The organism is Bifidobacterium sp. LH_230 (assembly GCF_056357555.1).
In genome coordinates, this window is sequence record NZ_JBKEWJ010000001.1 from 80763 (window position 1) to 100163 (window position 19401).

The following is a 19401-nucleotide window of genomic DNA, read 5'->3' on the forward strand; positions in this document are numbered from 1 at the left end:
CGCCCATCGTTTATATAGCCGCTACCGAGCCGATTTGGCATGGCTGCGCACGCCTCGGACGATCAGCCGCACGATCAGCACCACGCCGTAGCCGAGATAGCCGGCGACGAGATACAGCACGAGGAACGACGGCACTGTATCGACCAGTGCGGTCCAATCGATCAGCCAGTTGCCGCCGATCGGCGTGCATACGCCGTTGATCGGGCATTCGTCCTGATACGGCGCAGCCAGCACGAACGTCGTCGCCGCGCCGATCAACGTACCGATCGCCGGGAACGTCAGCGAACGCAGCCAATCGGGCAGACCGTTGCCATGTCGGCCGGCCGATATCGCCGCGTCGCGGGTCGCGTACGCGCCGCACGCCACCAGCAGCACCGGCGGCACCACGAAATTGATCATCAACGCGCCGGCCATCGCCAGTTCGCCGCGTACCAGCGAGAACGTAAGCACCAATCCATAGGTGATCGCCAGTGTCAGCCAGCAGCCGAACCGTACCGCGTCACGCCGCGCCCACGCGACCATCCGGCCGCTCGCGCTCGTCTCGGACGGGGCGATGAACAGCCGGCGCAGCCCGTACCGGCCGATCGCGAAGCAGCAGAACGCCACCGCGGCGTACGCGAGCAGCAGTATCGCGCAACCGCCCAACGTCTGCACGGCCAGTTCGCCGCCGTGCTCGCGCATCAGCGTCAGCCAGTCGCCCCAACGGTAGTATTCGACGTAGCCGAGCATGCGCAGATGCGCCCAGCCGAAGCCTAGCGGTCCCATCAGCGCGCTGACCAGCGGGAACGAGAGCGAGCCGGATCGGATCGAACCGAGGACGAGGTTCGCGACGCCCAATCCGACCGGCCAATAGCCTGCCGTCATGACGGGCACCCATGTGAAACCGTCTGGAATCGGCCGGCCGTTGAGTTCGGGCAGGAACGTGGCGAGGCGGGAATACGAGATCAGCAGCAGGAGGACCGCAAGGGCGACGATGCCGATCCAGTGGGCGCGGTTCCATGTGCACTGCCGAGTGAAACGGCGTGTGAAACTATGCGTGAAAAGATGCGGCGTGCGACGGTCGGTGCCGTCGTCGGGAGTCATGTTCGGGCCTTGTGGGGAGGGACCGATGTGTACCGAGGTCATGATGGCCTCCTTTCCGGCCGGTTGAGACGACCGTCCAAGCCGGAGCGTGTATCGGCGGTCATGTATCGGCTGATCGGTACGATGACCGTCCGTTCGCTCGGCGTGTTGTGGTGATTCCAGTATGGAACAGACGCGATCGGTGGAATGATGGATGTCATAGTCCGTATGACGCGGTGCGACGAAGTGGCTGCGCGGACGCGCAAGATGGCAGGGAGGTGCGCATGGGCGGGAGACTTGGTGATTCGGTTGCTGCTGACAATGCAAACGCGCGTATTCACATCGGTATCGTCGACAACGATCCGTACGCGGTGGCCGTGCTGTCGACGATGATCGCGCGCATGGACGCGCGGTTCGACGTGGTCTGGACGTGCGAGCTCGGCGCGGTCGCGATCAGTCGATGCCTGAGCCGCACACAACGGCCGGACGTGCTCGTGACCGACATGTCGATGAACGACGTGCCCGGCATCGAGGTCTGCCGTGCGATCCGCGTCAAACGCGCGGATGTGGGCGTGGTCGGCGTGACCTCGTATGCGGTCGATTCGTTTCGTGATGAGGCGGTGCGCTGCGGCATGCAGGCGCTCGTCGGCAAAACCGATCTCGCCGGCATGGCCGTGGCGATACGCCGTGCGGCGCAAGGGCTGGCGACGAACGGCGACGACTATGAGACGGCGCGAACCGTTCCCGGTGACGCGAGCGCGGTGGCTGGTGCTGTTGCGCCGGACGACGCCGGATCGGGTACGCGGGCCGTGCCTGATGGGAGCGCGACTCATGCCGGGATGAGATTCCTCGATGCGGCCGAAGCGCACACCTTGCTGGAGGACGCGTCCTACGACGCCGGCCGCGGGGCGCTATCGCCCAAGGAACGGGACGTGCTGCGGCTGTACGCGGACGGGTTGACCACGCGCGAAATCGCGGACCGGCTCGGCGTCGGCACGCCCACGGTCGCCACATTCGAACGGCGTGCGCTCGCCAAACTCGGCGCGCGAAGCCGCGCCCACGCGATTTCGATCTGCGTGCGACGGCACGTGTTCTGATGCTTCCGTCATTTCGAGAGGATGCCAGATGAACGTGCCGTTCCAAGCGAGGATAACCTTACGGATGTGTCATTTCGAGCGAAGCTAACCCCATGAATGTGTCATTTCGAGCGAGGCGAAGCCGAGTCGAGAAATCTTTCTTGTCGTTGTCGCGCTGGAAAGATTGCTCCGCTCGCTTCGCTCGGTCGAAATGACATATATGTGAAAGCGAGGTGACGGATGATTGATACGTGGCTGGAACGGTTGGACGACGCCGATCGGCGGGCGGGCAACGCTTGGCTGCTAACCGCGGTGCTGGTCGTGGCGCTGGTCTGCGCCGGCGAAACCTTGGGAGCCGTGACCTCCGGCACGATACCGGCTGTGGACGCGGCGTGCGTGTTCGCGGTCGTGGCGGCGACGATACTCATGGCGTTCCGGCCGGTGACGGGCGCTTGCGCGGTCACGGTGCTGTGGTCGGCGCTCAGCGTCGCCTCGGTCGCCATGCCGTCGGCCATGCTGCTGTGCGTACTGATCGCTATCGGCATCCTCGGTTATGCCTGTCGTCGCGCGGCGGTGGCCGTCACCATCATCGCACTGTCGGTCTGGATCTTCACCCAAGGCGGCGTTGATCTGCCGGCGTGGACCACCGGAACCGGATCGTCGACAAGCAGCGTGCCGGACTCGTCGTCATCGGCGGACAGCCAATCGAACGAATCGGATCAGTCCGATCAGTCGGATCAATCACATCAAACAGATACATCGTCGCCGGACGATACCGCCAATCCGTCGAACAAGCCAGCCGAACCAAACAGTCACGTCCTGCTCGGCACCGTCGCCATGTCCGGCATCGCTCCGGTCGCCGTGTTGTTCGCGGGATTCCTGCTCGGCGGCATGGCGGCACGCTGGAACCACGAGCGGCACAGCGAGCGCATGGAACTCGCGTACCGCCGTCAACGCGCCCGCGCCGCGCAGGACATCCACGACTACGTGTCGAACGATCTCGCCTACTTGATCCTGCGATTGGACAAGGATATCGCCGACGGCAAGTCGCCCGGCGTCGAGGAGCTGCGCGAATTGCGCGACGTGGCGGCCGGCGCGCTCGACCGCACGCATCAGGTCATCGGCGTGATCGAGGGACGGGATGACGAGCATCGGGCGTCGGCGGCGGGCGGACGATCGGATGCCGATGCCGGAGCCACCGTGTCTCCGGCATCGGCATCGCCGGCCGACAGACGACCATCCGATGATCTCGGTTTGGCAACGTCGTCCATGAGCCGTCATGCGTGGCGCTCGTCTGTATCCGCCGGATCATCCGTCGTCAAACCGAACGCCGAACGTGACGACTGCCCGCTCGCCGCACAACTGCGTACGATTGCGCATGCCGGCGATCATCGGCTTGCGGAACTCGGATTCGACGGTCAGACGATCGTCACGAATGCGAACGATAGCGCCGAACCGGACGCACTGATCGCGGGCTTGCTCGAGGAACTCTACGGCAACATCGCCAAACATGCCGACCCCGCCGGCGGCTACGTGCTTACGATCGGCATCGGCCGCGACGCCGTGCAGATCGCGCTCGTGGACACAGCGCTGGACGGCGCGCAACACGCACGGCAACTGTCCGCCGGCACCGGTCTGCAACGCTACCGCGCCCGCATAGCCGAGCGCGGCGGCGCGCTGCGCATCGACCGCCACACCGCCGAATGGACCCTCAGCGCAACCATCCCATTGACTTGGCCATTGACCGGGCTAACGGCTTAGGCCGCTGAGCCCAAGCGCAGACGGCTACCAGCTCGATACGCTTACGGGGGTCGGGGATACCCCCTCAGCTGGCGTGATATTCCCGCTAGCAGGGGTTCTTACTGGCAGGATCATCACGCAAAAAGCCTTCTTTGCATGATGTTTTCGCTAGGCAGGGTTCTTACTAGCAAAAATGTCACGCAAAAGGGGTCTCTGGCGTGACAAATGGGCGAGCAGCGGCAAAGTGCTAGCGGAAATATCACGCGGAAGGCCCTACTGGCGTGATGATTTTGCTAGGAGAGGGCTGGCACTAGCGGAAACATCACGCTATAGGGAATAGGCGGGAGACGGTCAGAGGAGGAGAGAATATCTGCTTATCAAAGAAGAGAGGAATCTGCTGATGCAGAGAGAGGTGTTTGCCTATAGATATTCGTCTATGAGGGCGGCGCGTGGCGGTTCCTGCCCAGTCCGCTGTTCGTATGGTGAGGGTACATGGGCCGGGCGGCGGACCGATATTCGATCGGGCCGCCGGACAGCCCGGCCGGAAACCAGCAAAGGAGCGGATCATGGAGCGAGACACGGGCAGACTCGGATTCAAGAGCATCATCGCGGCGACCGTGGCGCTCGCCGTCATCGTGGCGGGCGTGGTGTGGATGAACCGCGGCCGCATCTTCGCCGCCAACAGGCCGCTGGTCATCGCGGTCAAACATAGCGCGAGCCAGCAGAACGCGGCCGGCAGCGCATGGGCGACAACCATCGCGGAAGCCTGCGGCTGCGAGATCGAATGGCATGACGTGACGCCCGGCACCAAGGAAAGCCAATACGCCTACCACATGGACAGCTATTCGCCCGACATCCTGCCCGGCGTCAACAAGCCGGACGTGTTCGTCAGCTTCGATGGCATCACCGACCGGTATTCGACGATCACGCAAGGAGCCGGCAACTATCTGAACCTGCGCGAATATCTCGCCGACATGCCGAACGTGAGTGAGTACTTCCGCACGGTGCCGGCCGCGTTCGTGGCCGCGCAGGAGGAGAACGGCGATATCCTGTCGATTCCCGGCGACTCCGGCGAAGACTTCGACGGTGCCGCAGCGTACATGTTCATCAACCGCACGTGGCTCGACCGGCTCGGCCTAGCGGTGCCGACGACGTGGAACGAACTGAAGGCGGTGCTCGTCGTGTTCCGCGACCGCGATCCGAACGGCAACGGCAAGGCCGACGAGACGCCGTTCGCGATCCGGCCGACCGTCGCGGATTCTACGCAGGATGACGATCCGCTGACCGCGCGGCCGGACGGTTGGCAGCTGCTGCTCAACTCGACCGGCATCGTCACCCAGCTGAACGAGTACCCCGGGCGGCAGGGATACGCCGTGCATGACGGCACGGTGAGCAGTTACGTCGATTCCGACAACCTGCGTCGCGTGGCCGCGTATCTGGCCGACTTGTCGGACGAGGGGCTGATCACGAAGAACTCGTTCCTGGCGACGTACATGCGCAAGCAGCGCAATGATCAGATGGCCGAACAGGTGCAGTCTGGCGGGTCGGTGGACGGCATCGCGTTGCGCTCGGCCGGGAGCGCGGCCGTCGGCTCCGCGCGCGACGTTGCCGATGATGACCGGTCGGCTGACTCGGTACGGACGTCGGCTGACTTGATCCGGATAGGTGGGGCCAGTCGGCGTGCCGATTCCGTCCAGACGATTGCCGATGATGAGCCGGTCGGTCTGACTGATGCGGCGTACTACCGGCTGTTGTCCGGCGATACGCCGACCGTGGGCGTGGCGTTCGCCGCGGACGCGTCGGCGTTCGGCGCCAACGCCGACCAGTATGAGGCGATTGCGGTGCCGGCCGAGAAGACCGGAACCAAGGCGACGTGGGATCGCACCGGGCGCGCGCGGTTCAACTTGACCGGCGTGTCGGTGCGGGCCGACACGCGCAAACGCGATCAGGCGTTGAAGGCCGTGGACGCGATGTTCCGCGAGGACGTGTCGCTGGCGCAATATTACGGCGATCGCAACGTCGACATCACCCGGGCCGGCGACCATTACGAGGTCACGGTGCACGACGGCGAGTCGAACGGATACGGCTACGGGTTCGCCGGCTGGATTCGGCCGGGCACGGTCGTCAACGGCGAGTCGCACCGCGATCTGCATCGCAAGGCCGACGCGCAGTATCGGGAACTGTACCGCAACGTCGGCGACGATGATCTCATGCCGTTGGGGTTCAATTTCCGAACGCAGGATTTCCTTGATGCCACGGCCTATGCGAGCGCCGACGACAACGCATACGTGGCGACGGTGCTCTACGAGCACGCGACCGGGGACGAGGCGGACTCTGAACCGCTGCCGGCCACGAATACCGACACCACGGGCATCCTGCAGCGGCAGTACGACACCTACGCCAAGCGCGATCAGACGTTGCCGTAACAGGTAGATGGTTCAGCAAGGCAGTTCCACGAAGACGCTGAAGACGCCGTGATCGCTGAACGTGTCCAGTGAGCCGCCGCGTTGCTCCACGGCGGCCCGCTGCCGATCCAGTCCGGTGCCGGAGCTGAGCGCTGCATCCATTCCGCGTTGCGGCGCGATGTCGTTTTCGCAGCGCACGCGCAGCTCATGGCCGCCGACGGCGACGGTCATCGCATACCAGCCGCCGTCTGACTGGCCGTGCGCCGCGATATTCGCGTACAGTTCGCCCAGCAGCGCGCGCAGGGTGTCGTAGAGCATGCCGTCGGTCGCGGTATCGGCGGCAGTGTCGATGCCGGCAGCGGTGCCGGTGTCAGCGTCGGCGTGCGGTGGAAAGCCGGTGTGGATGATGGTCGTCTCGCCGCGGAAACCGAGCGCATGCAGATCACGATCATGCCGTTGCGTGAACCGCGCGAGCGAATCCGGCGACGCGTTGCGGACGGACCGGCCATGCTGATCATCTGAGGATGCATCGGATAGGGCAATCGTCTGTTGGACAATACCGGCCGGCGTGGTCGACTGGCTGGATGTTGCCGACTGATTGGACGCCAACAGTTCGATGGCCTGACGCGTGGCGGTCAGCGCGGCCATGACGTGCTCGTGGATGATCGGGATACGCGGATCGGACGGTGTGGCTGCGGTCGCGGACGATGCCGAATCATGCGCTGGTTCGGCTGTCGCGGCGGATTCGGCCGGGCTGTCTGGCCGATACGACGGCCGGGTGATCAACGCGATGTACGTCAGCTCGCCGGTCACCGTATCATGGATCATGCGCTGCAGCGCGGCATCGTGCCGCATATGCCGCAACGCCTGCGAATCGGCGCGCAGCTGCGTCACCTCGCGTTCCGTCTGCGCCTGCCGCCGCAGTCGCTCGTTCAGCCGCAGCGCATATCCGGCCGCATAGGCGGCCAGACACATGACCACGCAGTCGTAATCCGGAAACATCAGCCCCGCATCCAGCAGATAGTGGCGGCGCGGAATGATATACGACAGGCAGACGATGACGACGCACGGCACCGACACCGCCGGCTTGGCCCGCTTCGCCAGCAATCCCATCGACCAAGCGATCGGCCAGGTCATCACGTACGAGATGAACGGTGACATGCCGTTCTTCCAGAACACCGCCACGGACGCGGCGCACAATGCGGTCACGAGCACGCCGCCGGCGATGGGCAGTGCCGCGCCGAGCGCGATGAACGAGGCGAGCAGCGTGTACGCCCACTGCAACGGCACGTTGGAGCCGATCATGGACGGCCAGTTGCTGGCGAACAGCGAGAACAGCCAGATCGCGATGCCGGCGCTGACCGTCATGCGGACGATGTTGCGGCGCAGATAAGCCGCGATACGGCGGGGCAGGGGATCGCTTGACTGTTGCTGGGATGCTGATTCGGCCGATGATGCCGCGGTATCGGGTGCCGATGAGGAATCTGCGGGAGATGATGCGTGCGGTGCGGCATCGTGATCGTCGTGGTGTCTCGCACCGGACCGATTGTGCGGATCGAACGGTGCGAATGGACGGCGTTGCGGAGCCGTCGCGCGATGCTTAGGCATGATCGATGCTCCTTGCGCGTTCCTGCCATGCGATGATCGCGGCCGCGGTGCTGACCGCGCCGAGCTTGGCCTTGGCGTGGGCCATCGTGTTGCGGGCCGTCGAATCGCTCATGCCGAGCGCTTTCGCGGTCGCCTTGTACGAGCCGGTGCGGGCGTAGCTGCGCAATACGGCCTCCTCGCGCTCGGTCAGTCGGGAATCGGCTCCGTCGCCGGTGGATGCGTTCGCTGCCGTATCGTCGTGCGCGGCACGGAACGCTTCGGCCGGCGTGCGGAACCGCACGGTCGGTACGGCCGGGCAGTAAGTCTGATTGGCGGCCACAGCGCGGATGCCGGCGAGCAGTTCGGCGTTCGCGTCCTTGGTTACGAGTCCCTGCGCGCCGGCGGCCGCAAGATCGGCCGCGTACTGCGACGGCGGGAACGCAGTGATGCCGAGAATGCGGATGTCGGCCAGTTTCCGTCGGATCGCACGGCACACCTCGACACCGGTCGTATCGGTCAGCGACATGTCGAGCAGCAGCACGTCCGGCCGGGTATCGGGCTGCAACGCCAGTCGCTGCGCGACATCCGCGTCCGAGCGGTCCCAGATCACCGGATAGTGCCCGTCCTGTTCGATGATCTGCCGCAACGCCTGCCGCGTGAACCGGTCATTGTCCACGATCGCCACCGTCGGCCGTGTCCCCTCCATCAGCGCCCCCTTGCCATTCGCCGTGATCTGCCATCCCCTTATTCTTTGCTCCCCCTGAAGGGGGAGCTGTCAGCAACGCTGACTGAGGGGGTGAAACGCCAATCGCGTTCAATCCGGCAGATCGATCTTCCAATGATTCTACCAACTGAATCGTATCAGTACAAGGATTGAGAAGGACTATATCAGCCAATAGACGTTCGTCTATCGACCGGCAGTACAGGGCGCACGCGAAGCGGCGACCGGATATCGTGAAGCCATGTGTTACGTGGATGTGCGCGATGTGGGGCACCGGTTCAACGGGACGGACGTGCTGTTCGAGCATGTGAGTTTCCGGATCGCGGCGGGGGAGACGATGGCGGTGTGCGGGCCTTCGGGCTGTGGCAAGTCCACGTTGCTGTCGATTCTCGCCGGATGGGTGGAACCGATGGCCGGCACCGTGGAACGTGTCGGCGTGGCCCGTACCGGTTGGGTGTTCCAGAACCCGTACGGCGTGCCAGAACGAACCGCACTGGACCACGTGACATTCCCTCTACTGGCGAAAGGCATGCTGCGCAGCGCCGCCGAACGCGAGGCATCGGAGGTGATGGCCATGTTCGATCTGCACGACGTGGCCGACCGTCCGTTCTTCGCGCTGTCCGGCGGCGAGGCGCAGCGGCTCATGCTGGCCCGTGCCGTATGCTCGCATCCCGACATGCTGCTCGTCGACGAGCCGACCGCGCAACTGGACACGCGCACCGCCAACGGGGTGAGCCATGTGCTTGGCGCGCTCGCTGGGCAAGGCATGATCGTGGTCGTGGCCACGCACAACGAGCAGACGCGCGACGCATGCCAGCGCGTGCTCGATCTGGAACAGTATGCGCCGTTGTCCTGAATGACGAGGTGATAGACATTCGTCTATCACCCGCCTTATCTCGCGTACAAGTCGGACAGGACGCGTCTACCGTATAAGCAACATCTCACAAGGACGGTGATTGCGATGAAGCACATGGCAGAACGCAGAGTATGGAGTTGCGTGCTCCTCTTAGTGGTACTTGTTGGCATTGCCGGATGTGATACTGCAGGAAATATCACGACCGGTACAGGTACGAACGATGCTTCGTCCGAACATATTGATCAACTATTCGCGCGTGATCGAGGACAGAAAATAGCGTCGTCATTTGATGAATTTATTAGCCAGACCATCGATAATGTCAACAATGACGGTGAATTGCAGCAGCTTGATCCCACTGGCGAATACAAGGAACGTAAGCTGCAGATTTTGGACCGAGCTAAACAGGACGGTTCGATGTCCGCCGCCGATTATGAAAGCATCTGGGCGAATTATAAACAATGCATGTTGGACCGTGGATATAAACAGATCATTCTTCTCAAACAAACGAATGGCGTATACATGGAAGCGGGCCATCGTTTCGAGCAGGGAAATCCGAAGGAACGAACCTATCAAAAGGACATGATGGAATGCGGCATCCTGAATACCGGATATCTAGACGGACTGTATAAGGTTCAGCAAGGCAACCCCAATCTGTTCAAAAACCAGTATGAAGGTGCACTGGATTGCATGCTCCGTAACGATTATGTTCCCAACGATTATTCCTTGGATGATCTTAAACACGATTTGTACGGTGTGAGAGATAAGAGCGAGATGAAAGCCGACATCTACAATGCGCGGATTCCCTCCTGCCTGATTGCGAACAATATCACCGTATTGCCTGAAAACAGCCCGCAAGAGGAATTGTGGTAATCATGTTGCGCCTGATATCACGCCATAGAGAGCATCCTTCAATCCACATCGGAGTCGCCTGTCTGGTGCTTGCGGTCACGCTGTCCGTCGCACTGACCGCGACCGCATGCGCACTGCTGCTGCCCGACCGCGAACCGGCCATCCTGTCGAATCCCGGCGAAGTGACCACGGTCACCGTAGCCACGCAACGGTATTCCGGCAGCCGGCAGGTCTCGCTCACGCCGGTGATCAGCGAATCGCAACAGTTGACCACGCAGGCGGCCGGCACCATCACCGCAACCATGTTCACGGGCGGCAAACTCGACAGCGGCACCGCGGTCATGCGCGTGGACGACAATCCGGTCGTCGCATTGCACACCGACATGCCGTTGTACCGCGATCTCGCGCTTGACATGACCGGCGCGGACGTGCAGGCGCTCAACCGCGAACTCGGCCGGCTCGGACTGTTCTCCCAGCATGGCGGCGACGCCGAATCCACGCAATACTCGTGGAGCACGCAGATGGCCGTACAGACGATGATGGCCAACGCCGGCCTCGCGGGCGACTATGACGGCAAGACCCTCGCCTTGCGCAACGTGCTGTGGCTGCCGGACCAGTCGGACACGGTCAGCGGATGGCAGCCCCGACGCGGCGGCACCGTGACGCCGGGCGCGACAGTCGGCACGATATCGGGAACGTTGACGAGACTCGACATGAGCGGCGTTGCGGCCGCGGATCAGGACCGGGCATTGTCCGTCGCCGGCGTGACCGTGACGTTGCCGGCCGGCAAGACCGGCATCGACGACCGCGAGGCGCTCGACCGGATTCAGGCCAGCGACCAGTACCGGCAGCAGATCGGCAACGCCACGGCGGTGGGCGGTGACGGTTCCGGCGCGTCCGGCGTGCAGCCGCTGACGGGCACGTTGAGTCTCGACAAGCCGATCGACGTGCTGCGGGTGCCGGCCGGCGCGGTATTCGGACTCGACGGGATGAACGGGTGCGTCGCCTCGGGCGGACGGTCGATCCGCGTGTCGGTCGTCGGCTCTGAGCTGGGCGTGAGTCTGGTGACGCTCGCCGGGAGCAAGGATGGCGAGGTTGCTTCGGCGACATTCCCGACAAGCGTGGACATCGGTTCGGCGATCGCCGGAAAACGATGCGGTGAGTAGCACTGTTGTCGGGTTTACACTGACTTTTTATTCTTGGCTCCCTCGGTTGAGGGAGCTGTCGGCAAAGCCGACTGAGGGAGCGTCAGGACCCATCACATTAGGCCAGTAGTGGCCTGTGGATGTGCCAGATGAACGCGGGGAGGTGTGTGATGCGACTGCGTATCCTGATCTCGGAAAGCTGGCGGAACATCGCCGCCGGCACCAGCCGGGCCGTCGTATTCATGCTGGCCGTCATGCTGTGCTCGCTGCTTGGCGCCGGATACGATCTGGTCACGATACTCGGGCAGGAGCGTGACGCGGCGGCCCGCATCGGCTCGCTGGCCGACGGCGTCAACATCACCGGGGCAAACAACATCGACGGCGCAGCATGCGATGCGCTGGCCACATTGCGCAACGGTCCATATGCGGCAGGAGCCATGCGCGACGGCACCGCGGTCACGCCGCTCGCCGCGCCCGGCAAATCGTTGACCCGATATCAGGTCTCGCCCGGCATGATCACGCTGATCGCCGGCAGTATCGCTGGCGGCAGTATTTCCGGCAGTGATACTGCCACGTCATCCGCGCGACGAGCGGACGTCTCCGGCATCTGGCTGCCGTCCGAACTCGCCGAGACGCTGGGAGCGCTCGCCGGCAGCGAGTTGCCGACCGATGCCGGCACGATGCGCGTCGCCGGCGTGTTCGACTGGCCCAACGACGGGCGGGACACGAGGTTCGCCTATTCGATCATCGAACCGGTGAGCGAGTCGGGCATGTTCGACGAATGTTGGGCAAGGCAATGGCCGGCGTCGTCGCAGACCGAATCGCTGCTGTTCTCCACGCTGGTGCTCGATAATGTGGACTCGGCCGCCGATCTGGGCGCCGTGGCCGCCACGCGTGCGATCAATGCGAATTACGGGCGGGACTATGACGCGCTGAGCCGGTACCGGCAACGGGTGACGCGGTGGATGCCGGTGGTGGGCGTGATGGTCGGGGCGCTGATCGGGGTGATCAGCGTGCGCCGGCGGCGGCTTGAATACGCGGGAGCGTTGCATTGCGGGCAGCGCAAGGCCGACATGCTGGCGGTGCTGGGATTGGAGACCGGCGTGTGGGCGGGCGTTGGCTCGGTTGCGGCGGGGTGCGTGGCGGCCGTGATCGCGTTGCGATGGGCGAATGATTCCGTCGTGATGGTGGCATTGGGCGTGGCACGCACGCCGCTCGCCGTGTACGGCGGGGTGATGCTGGGCGCGATGCTCGCCGGCGCATGCATCCGCGAGCGCTCCCTGTTCCGCTACTTCAAGAACCGGTAATCTCTGCGCAAACCAACGCGAATAGGCCTGCTGGCATTGGTTTGCGCAGAGAAGGGCGCAGATACTGTGCGCAAGCCGACGCGAATATAGGGATTTGCGTCGGCTTGCGTGATGTTTTGGATAGTTAGGGGCCGTTGTTGGCAGAAACATCACGCAAACAGGACCTTTTGCGTGATATCCGTGCGGGCATTCCTTTTTTACTATCAGAAATATCACGCAAAAAGCCCTGCTGGCGTGATATTCCCGCTAGTAACCGTTGGGTGCTATCAGAAATATCACGCAAAAAGCCCTGCTAGCGTGACATTTCTGCTAGTAAGGAAGATGATCTAGCGGAAATATCACGCCGGCAGGGCCATGAAGCCTTGGTTGTTCGGAAAGGATCAACGACCAGATCGGATCAGCAGACAGAACCAACCAGCCAGTCGGAGTGGATCAGCCGACGGAGCGCTGGGAGGTTTCGGCTCCGAAGAAGCCGACGATGAGCATCGAGAAGATGGCGATCACGCTGATCGACACGAAGATCGAGGTCGCGCCGAGCGCGGTGAGCATCCAGCCCACCACCATCGGCATAAGCACGTTGAGCAGCTTGGCGATCGCGTTCGCGAGGCCCACGCAACGGAAGCGGACCTTGGTGGCGAACAGTTCCGGCGCATACACGGCCACGACCGACGCCATGAGCGTGTACAGGCACATCATGAGCAGGAATCCGACGATGATCGCGCCGGCGGTCGAGGTCTGGAACGCGTACGCCATGCCGAACACGCCGGTGAACAGGAACGCGGGCACGATCGTGCGCTTGCGGCCGATGCGATCGATGAGCAGGGACCCGATCAGGCAGCCGACCGGGGCGCCGAGCATCATAAGCGTGGACGTGGTGAGCGACGAGGACAGGTTGATGCCGCGCTTGACGAGGATCGTCGGCACCCACGAGGTGAACGCGTACGAGCACACGTTGGTCGCGCCCACGGCCACGATCGCCACGAGCAGGCAGATGCCGAGCGAACGGCCGCCCGCGTTGCGGTTCTGTGCGGCCGCGTCGGCGGCGGTGTCGAATGCGGAGGCCGGTTCGGAACCGTTGGCCTCCATCTCCTTGACGATCTTGTCGGCCTCATCATAACGGCCGTGCACGGCGAGCCAGCGCGGGGATTCGGGGATGTCGCGACGCAGCCACCAGATCACGGCGGCCACCACGCCGATGCCGACGAACAGCGGACGCCAGCTCCAGCGCGGGATGATGAACGCGCACAGCAGCATGGCGATCGGCACGCCGCAGTTGGCGACGAGCGAGACGATCGCACACCAGTGGCCGCGGCGGTTCATCGGAGCGAACTCGTTGACCATCGCGAAGCCGGTCACGATCTCGGCGCCGAGGCCGAGGCCCGCGCCCAAGCGGCACAGAGAGAGCACGGCCATGTTCGGGGCGAACGCGCCGAGGAACGTGAAACCGCCGAACAGCAGCAGGTTGATCTGGTAGGCGGTGCGACGGCCCTTGAGATCGCCGACGAAGCCGGCCAGCAGTGAGCCGATGAGCAGACCGAGGAATCCGGCCGACATGAACGTCGAATTCTGCTTGACGGTGGACCAGCCGGTGGCCAGCGCGCTGGACGCGACGGCGGAGCCGATGTACACGTCGATGCTGTCCATCAGCATGCCGGCCGCGACGAGCGCGACGATGCGATGGAACATCGTGGTTTCATGGGCGCGGTCCACGCGCGAGATGATGTCCTGCACTTGTGCCGGGTCCGCGGTCGCCTCGCTGGTGCGGGTGGCCGCGGCGGCGGAAATCTGCTGTTCTGCAGCAGTCATGATACAAACCTCTACTTGGGAATCTTGGCTGGCGAATCGGCGTCCTAACGGTCCCATTGTGTGGGATGCGCGGTGTGCCTGAAAGCCGGCCTTGAACCCGGAACGCCCGCCTATTGTGTAGGCGAGCGTTGTCCTTGACGATAGATTAGGTTTGTGTGCGCCGGATGCCCGGCAACGGTCACATAGTGGACGCCGGTTCCCGGGATGTGCGGCGAACAATCCCGGGAACCAGCCGTGTGCGGTTTGGCCGATGACAGTCCCGGGATATCGCGGAAGATGAATGTGCGATTGTTTGATATTGTGCGTTTCGCGGTTCCCGGGATGATTACGGCAAATCCCGGGAACCGGCTATCGGACTACTTGCTTAAAATCTCGTCGACGATCTTGGGCTTTTCCGTCAGCTGCCCGGAGAATCCGGGGCGGATGTCCATGTGCAGTACGAGGCTCGTACGATACCCTTGCTCGGCGAGCTTCTTGGCGGCCTCGCCGGCGACGTGCAGCACCTCGTCAAGATCGCCTTCGACGTCGGTGAACAGGGCGTTCGTCTCCTGCGGAAGGCCGGATTCGCGGATCACCTGAATGGCCTGCGCCACGTATGGCGAGACTTCGGAGCCGGCGCCGGAGACGGACACCTGGATCGCGGCGACCGTGTTGAGGTACGGCTTGCCGGTCTTCGGGTCGATGGGGACCTCCTGCTTGACGGCATTGCGGTCAATGGGCATGATGATTGCTCCTTATATGCAAGGGTCATTTCGACCGAGCGCAGCGAGCGGAGAAATCTTTGGAAGAACTAGCTTCGGAAGATTTCTCCGCTCGCTGCGCTCGGTCGAAGTGACAAGAACTGCACGCGTTTAACGGCTCGGTCCTGCGATTATGGACGCGCCGTTGGCGCGGCTGGTTGTTGCCTTCGCTTGGCTTTCGCCTTGCTCAGGGCTCGCCTACAAGAAGCCCACTGGGCTTCTTGCTTAACGGCTCGGTCCTGCAATTGTGGACGCGCCGTTGGCGCGGCAGATTTTTTACCTTCGCTCGGCTTTCGCCTTGCTCAGGGCTCGCCTACAAGAAGCCCACTGGGCTTCTTGTTTAACGGCTCGCCCATGCATGGTCCATCGGGCCGGAACCGTGGCCGAGATCGAGCTGCGCGTTGAGCGCGCCGGTCAGATATTCCTTCGCGTGCCGGATCGCGTCGGGCAGCGGCTCGCCTTTGGCGAGGTTCGCGGCGATGGCCGACGACAGCGTGCACCCGGTGCCGTGCGTGTTCGGATTGTCGACGCGCGTTCCCGGGAACCATGTCGCGGTGCCGTCCGGCCCGACCAGCAGATCGTTCGCATCGGTCACGCCGTGACCGCCCTTGACGAGCACCGCACAGCCGTATCGGGCGGCCACGGTGCGGCCGGCCTGTTCCATCGCCGCATGCGTGTCATCGGCCTGTGCGAGCGGCGAGACGGCGGGGGAGGACCATTGCGCCGCGTCGAGCGCGGCGGACTGATGCTGGATCAATCCGACCAGCTCCTCGGTTTCGGGGATGTTCGGCGTGATCAGCGTCGCCAGCGGAAACAGCCGTTCGGTGAGGGCCGCGATCGCGTCATCGTCGATGAGTTTCGCGCCGGACGTGGCGACCATGACCGGGTCGAGCACGACGTTGCGCGCGTGATGCGCGGCGAGACGGTCGGCGATCGTTTCGATGATCTCGGCCGACGAGACCATGCCGATTTTGATGGCCGCCGGCGGGATGTCCTCGAACACCGCGTCGATCTGCGCGGCGACCATGCTCGCCGGCACGTTTTCGACCGCGGTGACGCCCATCGTGTTCTGCGCGGTGAGCGCCGTGATCGCGGACATGCCGAACACGCCGTTGGCGAGCATGGTTTTGAGATCGGCCTGCATGCCCGCCCCGCCGGACGAATCCGACCCGGAGATCGCAAGCACGGCGGGAAGCGTGGTGGGCATGCAGGTTCCTTTCATTAGTGTGGTGCGGGGCGTCGCTCCACCGGATGATTGCGGTGGCATTGTCACCCCCTCAGTCAGCTTCGCTGACAGCTCCCCCTTCAGGGGGAGCAGAGGTATCCATGTGTGAGGAGTTATTCCACCATAAGACCCCAGGCACGGGGCAGAGGAAGCGGTCAGGACGGATCTCACTCCGCGGTGGTGTAGAGCTTGCCGCCCTGCTCCTTGAACTTCTCGCTCATCGCGGCCATGCCCTTGGCGATCTCCTCGGCCGACTCGTTGACGATCTGCTCCTGCTGAGCGGCGTTGCCGAACTGCTTGCGGATGTTCTGCGAGATGGCCATCGAGCAGAACTTCGGGCCGCACATCGAGCAGAAGTGCGCCATCTTCGCCGGCTCGGCCGGCAGCGTGTCGTCGTGGAACGCGATCGCGGTGTCCGGATCGTAGCTCAGGTTGAACTGGTCGAGCCAGCGGAACTCGAAGCGGGCCTTCGAGATCGCGAGGTCGCGGTCCTGCGCGTGCGGGTGGTGCTTGGCGATGTCGGCCGCGTGGCAGGCGATCTTGTACGCGATCACGCCCTGCTTGACATCATCCTTGTTCGGCAGGCCCAGATGCTCCTTCGGCGTCACGTAGCACAGCATGGCCGTGCCGTAGCGGGCGATCTCCACGCCGCCGATCGCGGACGTGATGTGGTCGTAGCCCGGAGCGGTATCGGTCGTCAGGGGTCCGAGCGTGTAGAACGGCGCACCGTTGCAGATCGCCTTCTCCATCTCGATGTTCATGCGCACCGTGTCGAACGGGATGTGGCCCGGGCCCTCGATCATGACCTGCACGTCCTTGGCCCACGCGCGCTTGGTCAGCTCGCCCAGCGTCATCAGCTCGGCCAGCTGCGCCGGATCGTTCGCGTCCGCGAGGCAGCCCGGACGCAGGCCGTCGCCCAGCGAGAACGCGACGTCGTACTTGGCGAAGATGTCGCACAGTTCGTCGAAGTGCGTGTACAGGAAGCTTTCCTGATGATGCTGCAGGCACCATTCGGCCATGATCGAACCGCCGCGCGAGACGATGCCGGTCACGCGGTTCGCGGTCAGCGGCACGAAGCGCAGCAGCACGCCTGCGTGGATGGTCATGTAGTCGACGCCCTGCTCGCACTGTTCGATCACGGTGTCGCGGAACAGCTCCCAGCTCAGCTTCGACGCGTCGTCCTCGACCTTCTCCAGCGCCTGGTACATCGGCACGGTGCCGATCGGGACGGGGGAGTTGCGCAGAATCCACTCGCGCGTGGTGTGGATGTCATTGCCGGTGGACAGGTCCATGACGGTGTCCGCGCCCCACTTGGTGGCCCACGTCAGCTTCTCGACCTCCTCGTCGATGGACGAGGTGACGGCCGAGTTGCCCATGTTCGCGTTGAGCTTGGTGAGGAACGCGGAACCGATGATCATCGGCTCCGCCTCCGGGTGGTTGATGTTGCACGGCATGACCGCGCGGCCCGCGGCAAGCTCGGAACGCACCAGCTCGACGTCGCAGTTCTCGCGCTCGGCCACGTACTTCATCTCCGGGGTGATGATGCCGTGGCGGGCGTACCACATCTGCGTGATCGGGTGGTCCTTGGCCTTGAGCGGGTTGTGCTTGCGGCCGCGCCATTCCTTGGTGGCCTTGCCGCGCTTGATGGCGCGCTTGCCGTCGTCCGCGAGGTTGCGGCGGCGACCCTCGTACTCCTCCACGTCGCCGCGGTCGAGAATCCAGTCGAGGCGTAGGGGCTTCAGGCCTTCCTTCGGATCGCACTTGGGGCCTTCAGTGTTGTAATCGTGGAACGGCGGGTTCGGGCCGACGCCGGGCGTGTCGGACAGCTTGATCTCGGTGTACGGCACCTCGAGGTCGTAGGAGCCGAACTGGTTCTCGAAATGCACCGGCTTGGTTTTGCGGATGTGCGCCTTGTCGCGCTGCTTGGAACCGCGGGCGGCGATGTCGACGCGCTGCTGCTTGGCGAGCTTCTGCGCTTCCTTCGCTTCCTTCGCGTTGGTGAACTTCGGCTCGGCGGACTCGGCGGCCGCGCCCTCGGCCGGTTCGGCCTTGGCGATCACACGCTTGGCGTAGCCGTGCTTCGCGTCGCCGCGCACGGCCTTCCATCCCTCGACCATCGCGCGGGTCGCGGCCTGCGGATCATCCGCACCGGCGATCGCGGAGACGGCAAACCAGCCGGCGGCCTTGGTGTGCGCGAGCATGTCCATGTCGGCCGCGGTCACGCCGCCGCCGACCACGACCGGGAAGTCGCAGGCCGAGCAGATCGTGTTGATCTGGTCCGCGTCGAGCGTGCGACCGGAACCGTCGTTGCCGCCGACCGAAGCCTCGGGCTTGGTCGTGGAGACGTGCAGCGGGCCGGCGCCGATGTAGTCGATGCAGCCGTCGGGCAGCTCGTTGATGATCTTGACGAGGCTTTCGGTCTCGGCGGACAGACCGACGATCGCGTCGTCGCCGAGCATCGCGCGGGCTTCGCGCGGCTCCATGTCGGTCTGGCCGATGTGCACGCCGTCGACCTTGAGGCCCTTGTTGCGGCACTGCCACACGACATCCACGCGGTCGTCGATCACGAATGCGACCGAATCGGACTTGTCGTTGTCCTCGATGATCTGCGCGATGTCCTGCGCGAGCGAGGTGATCTCCTTGGCGTCCGCGTCCTTGGCGCGCAGCTGGATGAACGTCGCGCCGCCGCGCAGCGCCTCCTCGATCACGTCGGTGACCGGTCGGTCGTGCGTGTCCTGCGGGCCGACGACGAAATACGCGGACAGGTCGAACGAGTCGCGCATCGATGCGAATGGATAGTTGTTCATGTGGTTTCCTTTTGGGTTGATTAATAGGAAAGTCTTATATGTACCGATGTGATGCTGGCGGAGCCTCGGCTCCCT

The 19401-nt window shown here is 63.9% G+C and carries 14 protein-coding genes; 7 read left to right on the top strand and 7 right to left on the bottom strand.

The genetic code is table 11. From position 1 onward, the window contains the following. Positions 1-21: 21 nt before the first annotated feature. Positions 22-1125, bottom strand: coding sequence for a hypothetical protein (locus AC1A0G_RS00305; protein WP_476526663.1), 1104 nt, complete (start codon positions 1123-1125; stop codon positions 22-24). A gap of 221 nt (positions 1126-1346) precedes the next feature. Here AC1A0G_RS00305 and AC1A0G_RS00310 point away from each other — a divergent pair, with 221 nt between their 5' ends. The 3 genes from AC1A0G_RS00310 (at position 1347) to AC1A0G_RS00320 (ending at position 6304) form a co-directional block, all read left to right on the top strand. After that, entirely contained in the window at positions 1347-2159 is an 813-nt protein-coding gene (locus AC1A0G_RS00310; protein ID WP_476526664.1) for a LuxR C-terminal-related transcriptional regulator, read from the top strand. A 219-nt stretch (positions 2160-2378) separates the two neighbouring features. Beyond that, complete coding sequence (locus AC1A0G_RS00315) at positions 2379-3899, top strand: serpin regulatory histidine kinase SerK (protein WP_476526665.1); 1521 nt, start codon at positions 2379-2381, stop codon at positions 3897-3899. 545 nt (positions 3900-4444) lie between these two features. Further along, on the top strand, positions 4445-6304 hold the full coding sequence (locus AC1A0G_RS00320) for a type 2 periplasmic-binding domain-containing protein (protein ID WP_476526666.1): 1860 nt from the start codon (positions 4445-4447) through the stop codon (positions 6302-6304). Positions 6305-6316: 12 nt separating this feature from the next. Here the strand turns inward: AC1A0G_RS00320 and AC1A0G_RS00325 are convergent, their stop codons facing one another. Beyond that, complete coding sequence (locus AC1A0G_RS00325) at positions 6317-7891, bottom strand: hypothetical protein (protein ID WP_476526667.1); 1575 nt, start codon at positions 7889-7891, stop codon at positions 6317-6319. Further along, a complete protein-coding gene (locus AC1A0G_RS00330; RefSeq protein ID WP_476526668.1) occupies positions 7884-8576 on the bottom strand; it encodes a response regulator in 693 nt (230 codons plus the stop codon). Before AC1A0G_RS00330 ends, AC1A0G_RS00325 begins: the two co-directional genes overlap by 8 nt. Positions 8577-8832: 256 nt before the next feature. On the opposite strand from AC1A0G_RS00330, the gene AC1A0G_RS00335 reads away from it, so the two are divergent. The 4 genes from AC1A0G_RS00335 to AC1A0G_RS00350 all read left to right on the top strand — a co-directional run bounded on the left by AC1A0G_RS00335 (position 8833) and on the right by AC1A0G_RS00350 (position 12748). Further along, complete coding sequence (locus tag AC1A0G_RS00335; protein ID WP_476526669.1) at positions 8833-9447, top strand: ABC transporter ATP-binding protein; 615 nt, start codon at positions 8833-8835, stop codon at positions 9445-9447. Between the two features lie 105 nt (positions 9448-9552). Then, a complete protein-coding gene (locus AC1A0G_RS00340; RefSeq protein WP_476526670.1) occupies positions 9553-10317 on the top strand; it encodes a hypothetical protein in 765 nt (254 codons plus the stop codon). A 2-nt stretch (positions 10318-10319) separates the two neighbouring features. Further along, the gene (locus AC1A0G_RS00345; RefSeq protein WP_476526671.1) at positions 10320-11462 is read left to right on the top strand and encodes a hypothetical protein; all 1143 of its coding nucleotides are present in this window, start codon (positions 10320-10322) and stop codon (positions 11460-11462) included. Between the two features lie 149 nt (positions 11463-11611). Further along, positions 11612-12748: a hypothetical protein gene (locus AC1A0G_RS00350; protein WP_476526672.1), complete on the top strand. Its 1137-nt coding sequence runs from the start codon at positions 11612-11614 to the stop codon at positions 12746-12748. 432 nt (positions 12749-13180) lie between these two features. Here AC1A0G_RS00350 and AC1A0G_RS00355 read toward each other — a convergent pair whose 3' ends face one another. The 4 genes from AC1A0G_RS00355 to thiC all read right to left on the bottom strand — a co-directional run bounded on the left by AC1A0G_RS00355 (position 13181) and on the right by thiC (position 19326). Further along, a complete protein-coding gene (locus tag AC1A0G_RS00355; protein WP_476526673.1) occupies positions 13181-14554 on the bottom strand; it encodes an MFS transporter in 1374 nt (457 codons plus the stop codon). A 356-nt stretch (positions 14555-14910) separates the two neighbouring features. Beyond that, positions 14911-15276, bottom strand: a complete 366-nt coding sequence (locus AC1A0G_RS00360) for a thiamine-binding protein (protein WP_476526674.1) — start codon at positions 15274-15276, stop codon at positions 14911-14913. 358 nt (positions 15277-15634) lie between these two features. Then, positions 15635-16501, bottom strand: coding sequence for a bifunctional hydroxymethylpyrimidine kinase/phosphomethylpyrimidine kinase (gene thiD, locus AC1A0G_RS00365; protein ID WP_476526675.1), 867 nt, complete (start codon positions 16499-16501; stop codon positions 15635-15637). A 185-nt stretch (positions 16502-16686) separates the two neighbouring features. Continuing rightward, positions 16687-19326, bottom strand: coding sequence for a phosphomethylpyrimidine synthase ThiC (thiC, locus tag AC1A0G_RS00370; RefSeq protein ID WP_476526676.1), 2640 nt, complete (start codon positions 19324-19326; stop codon positions 16687-16689). Positions 19327-19401 lie beyond the last annotated feature (75 nt).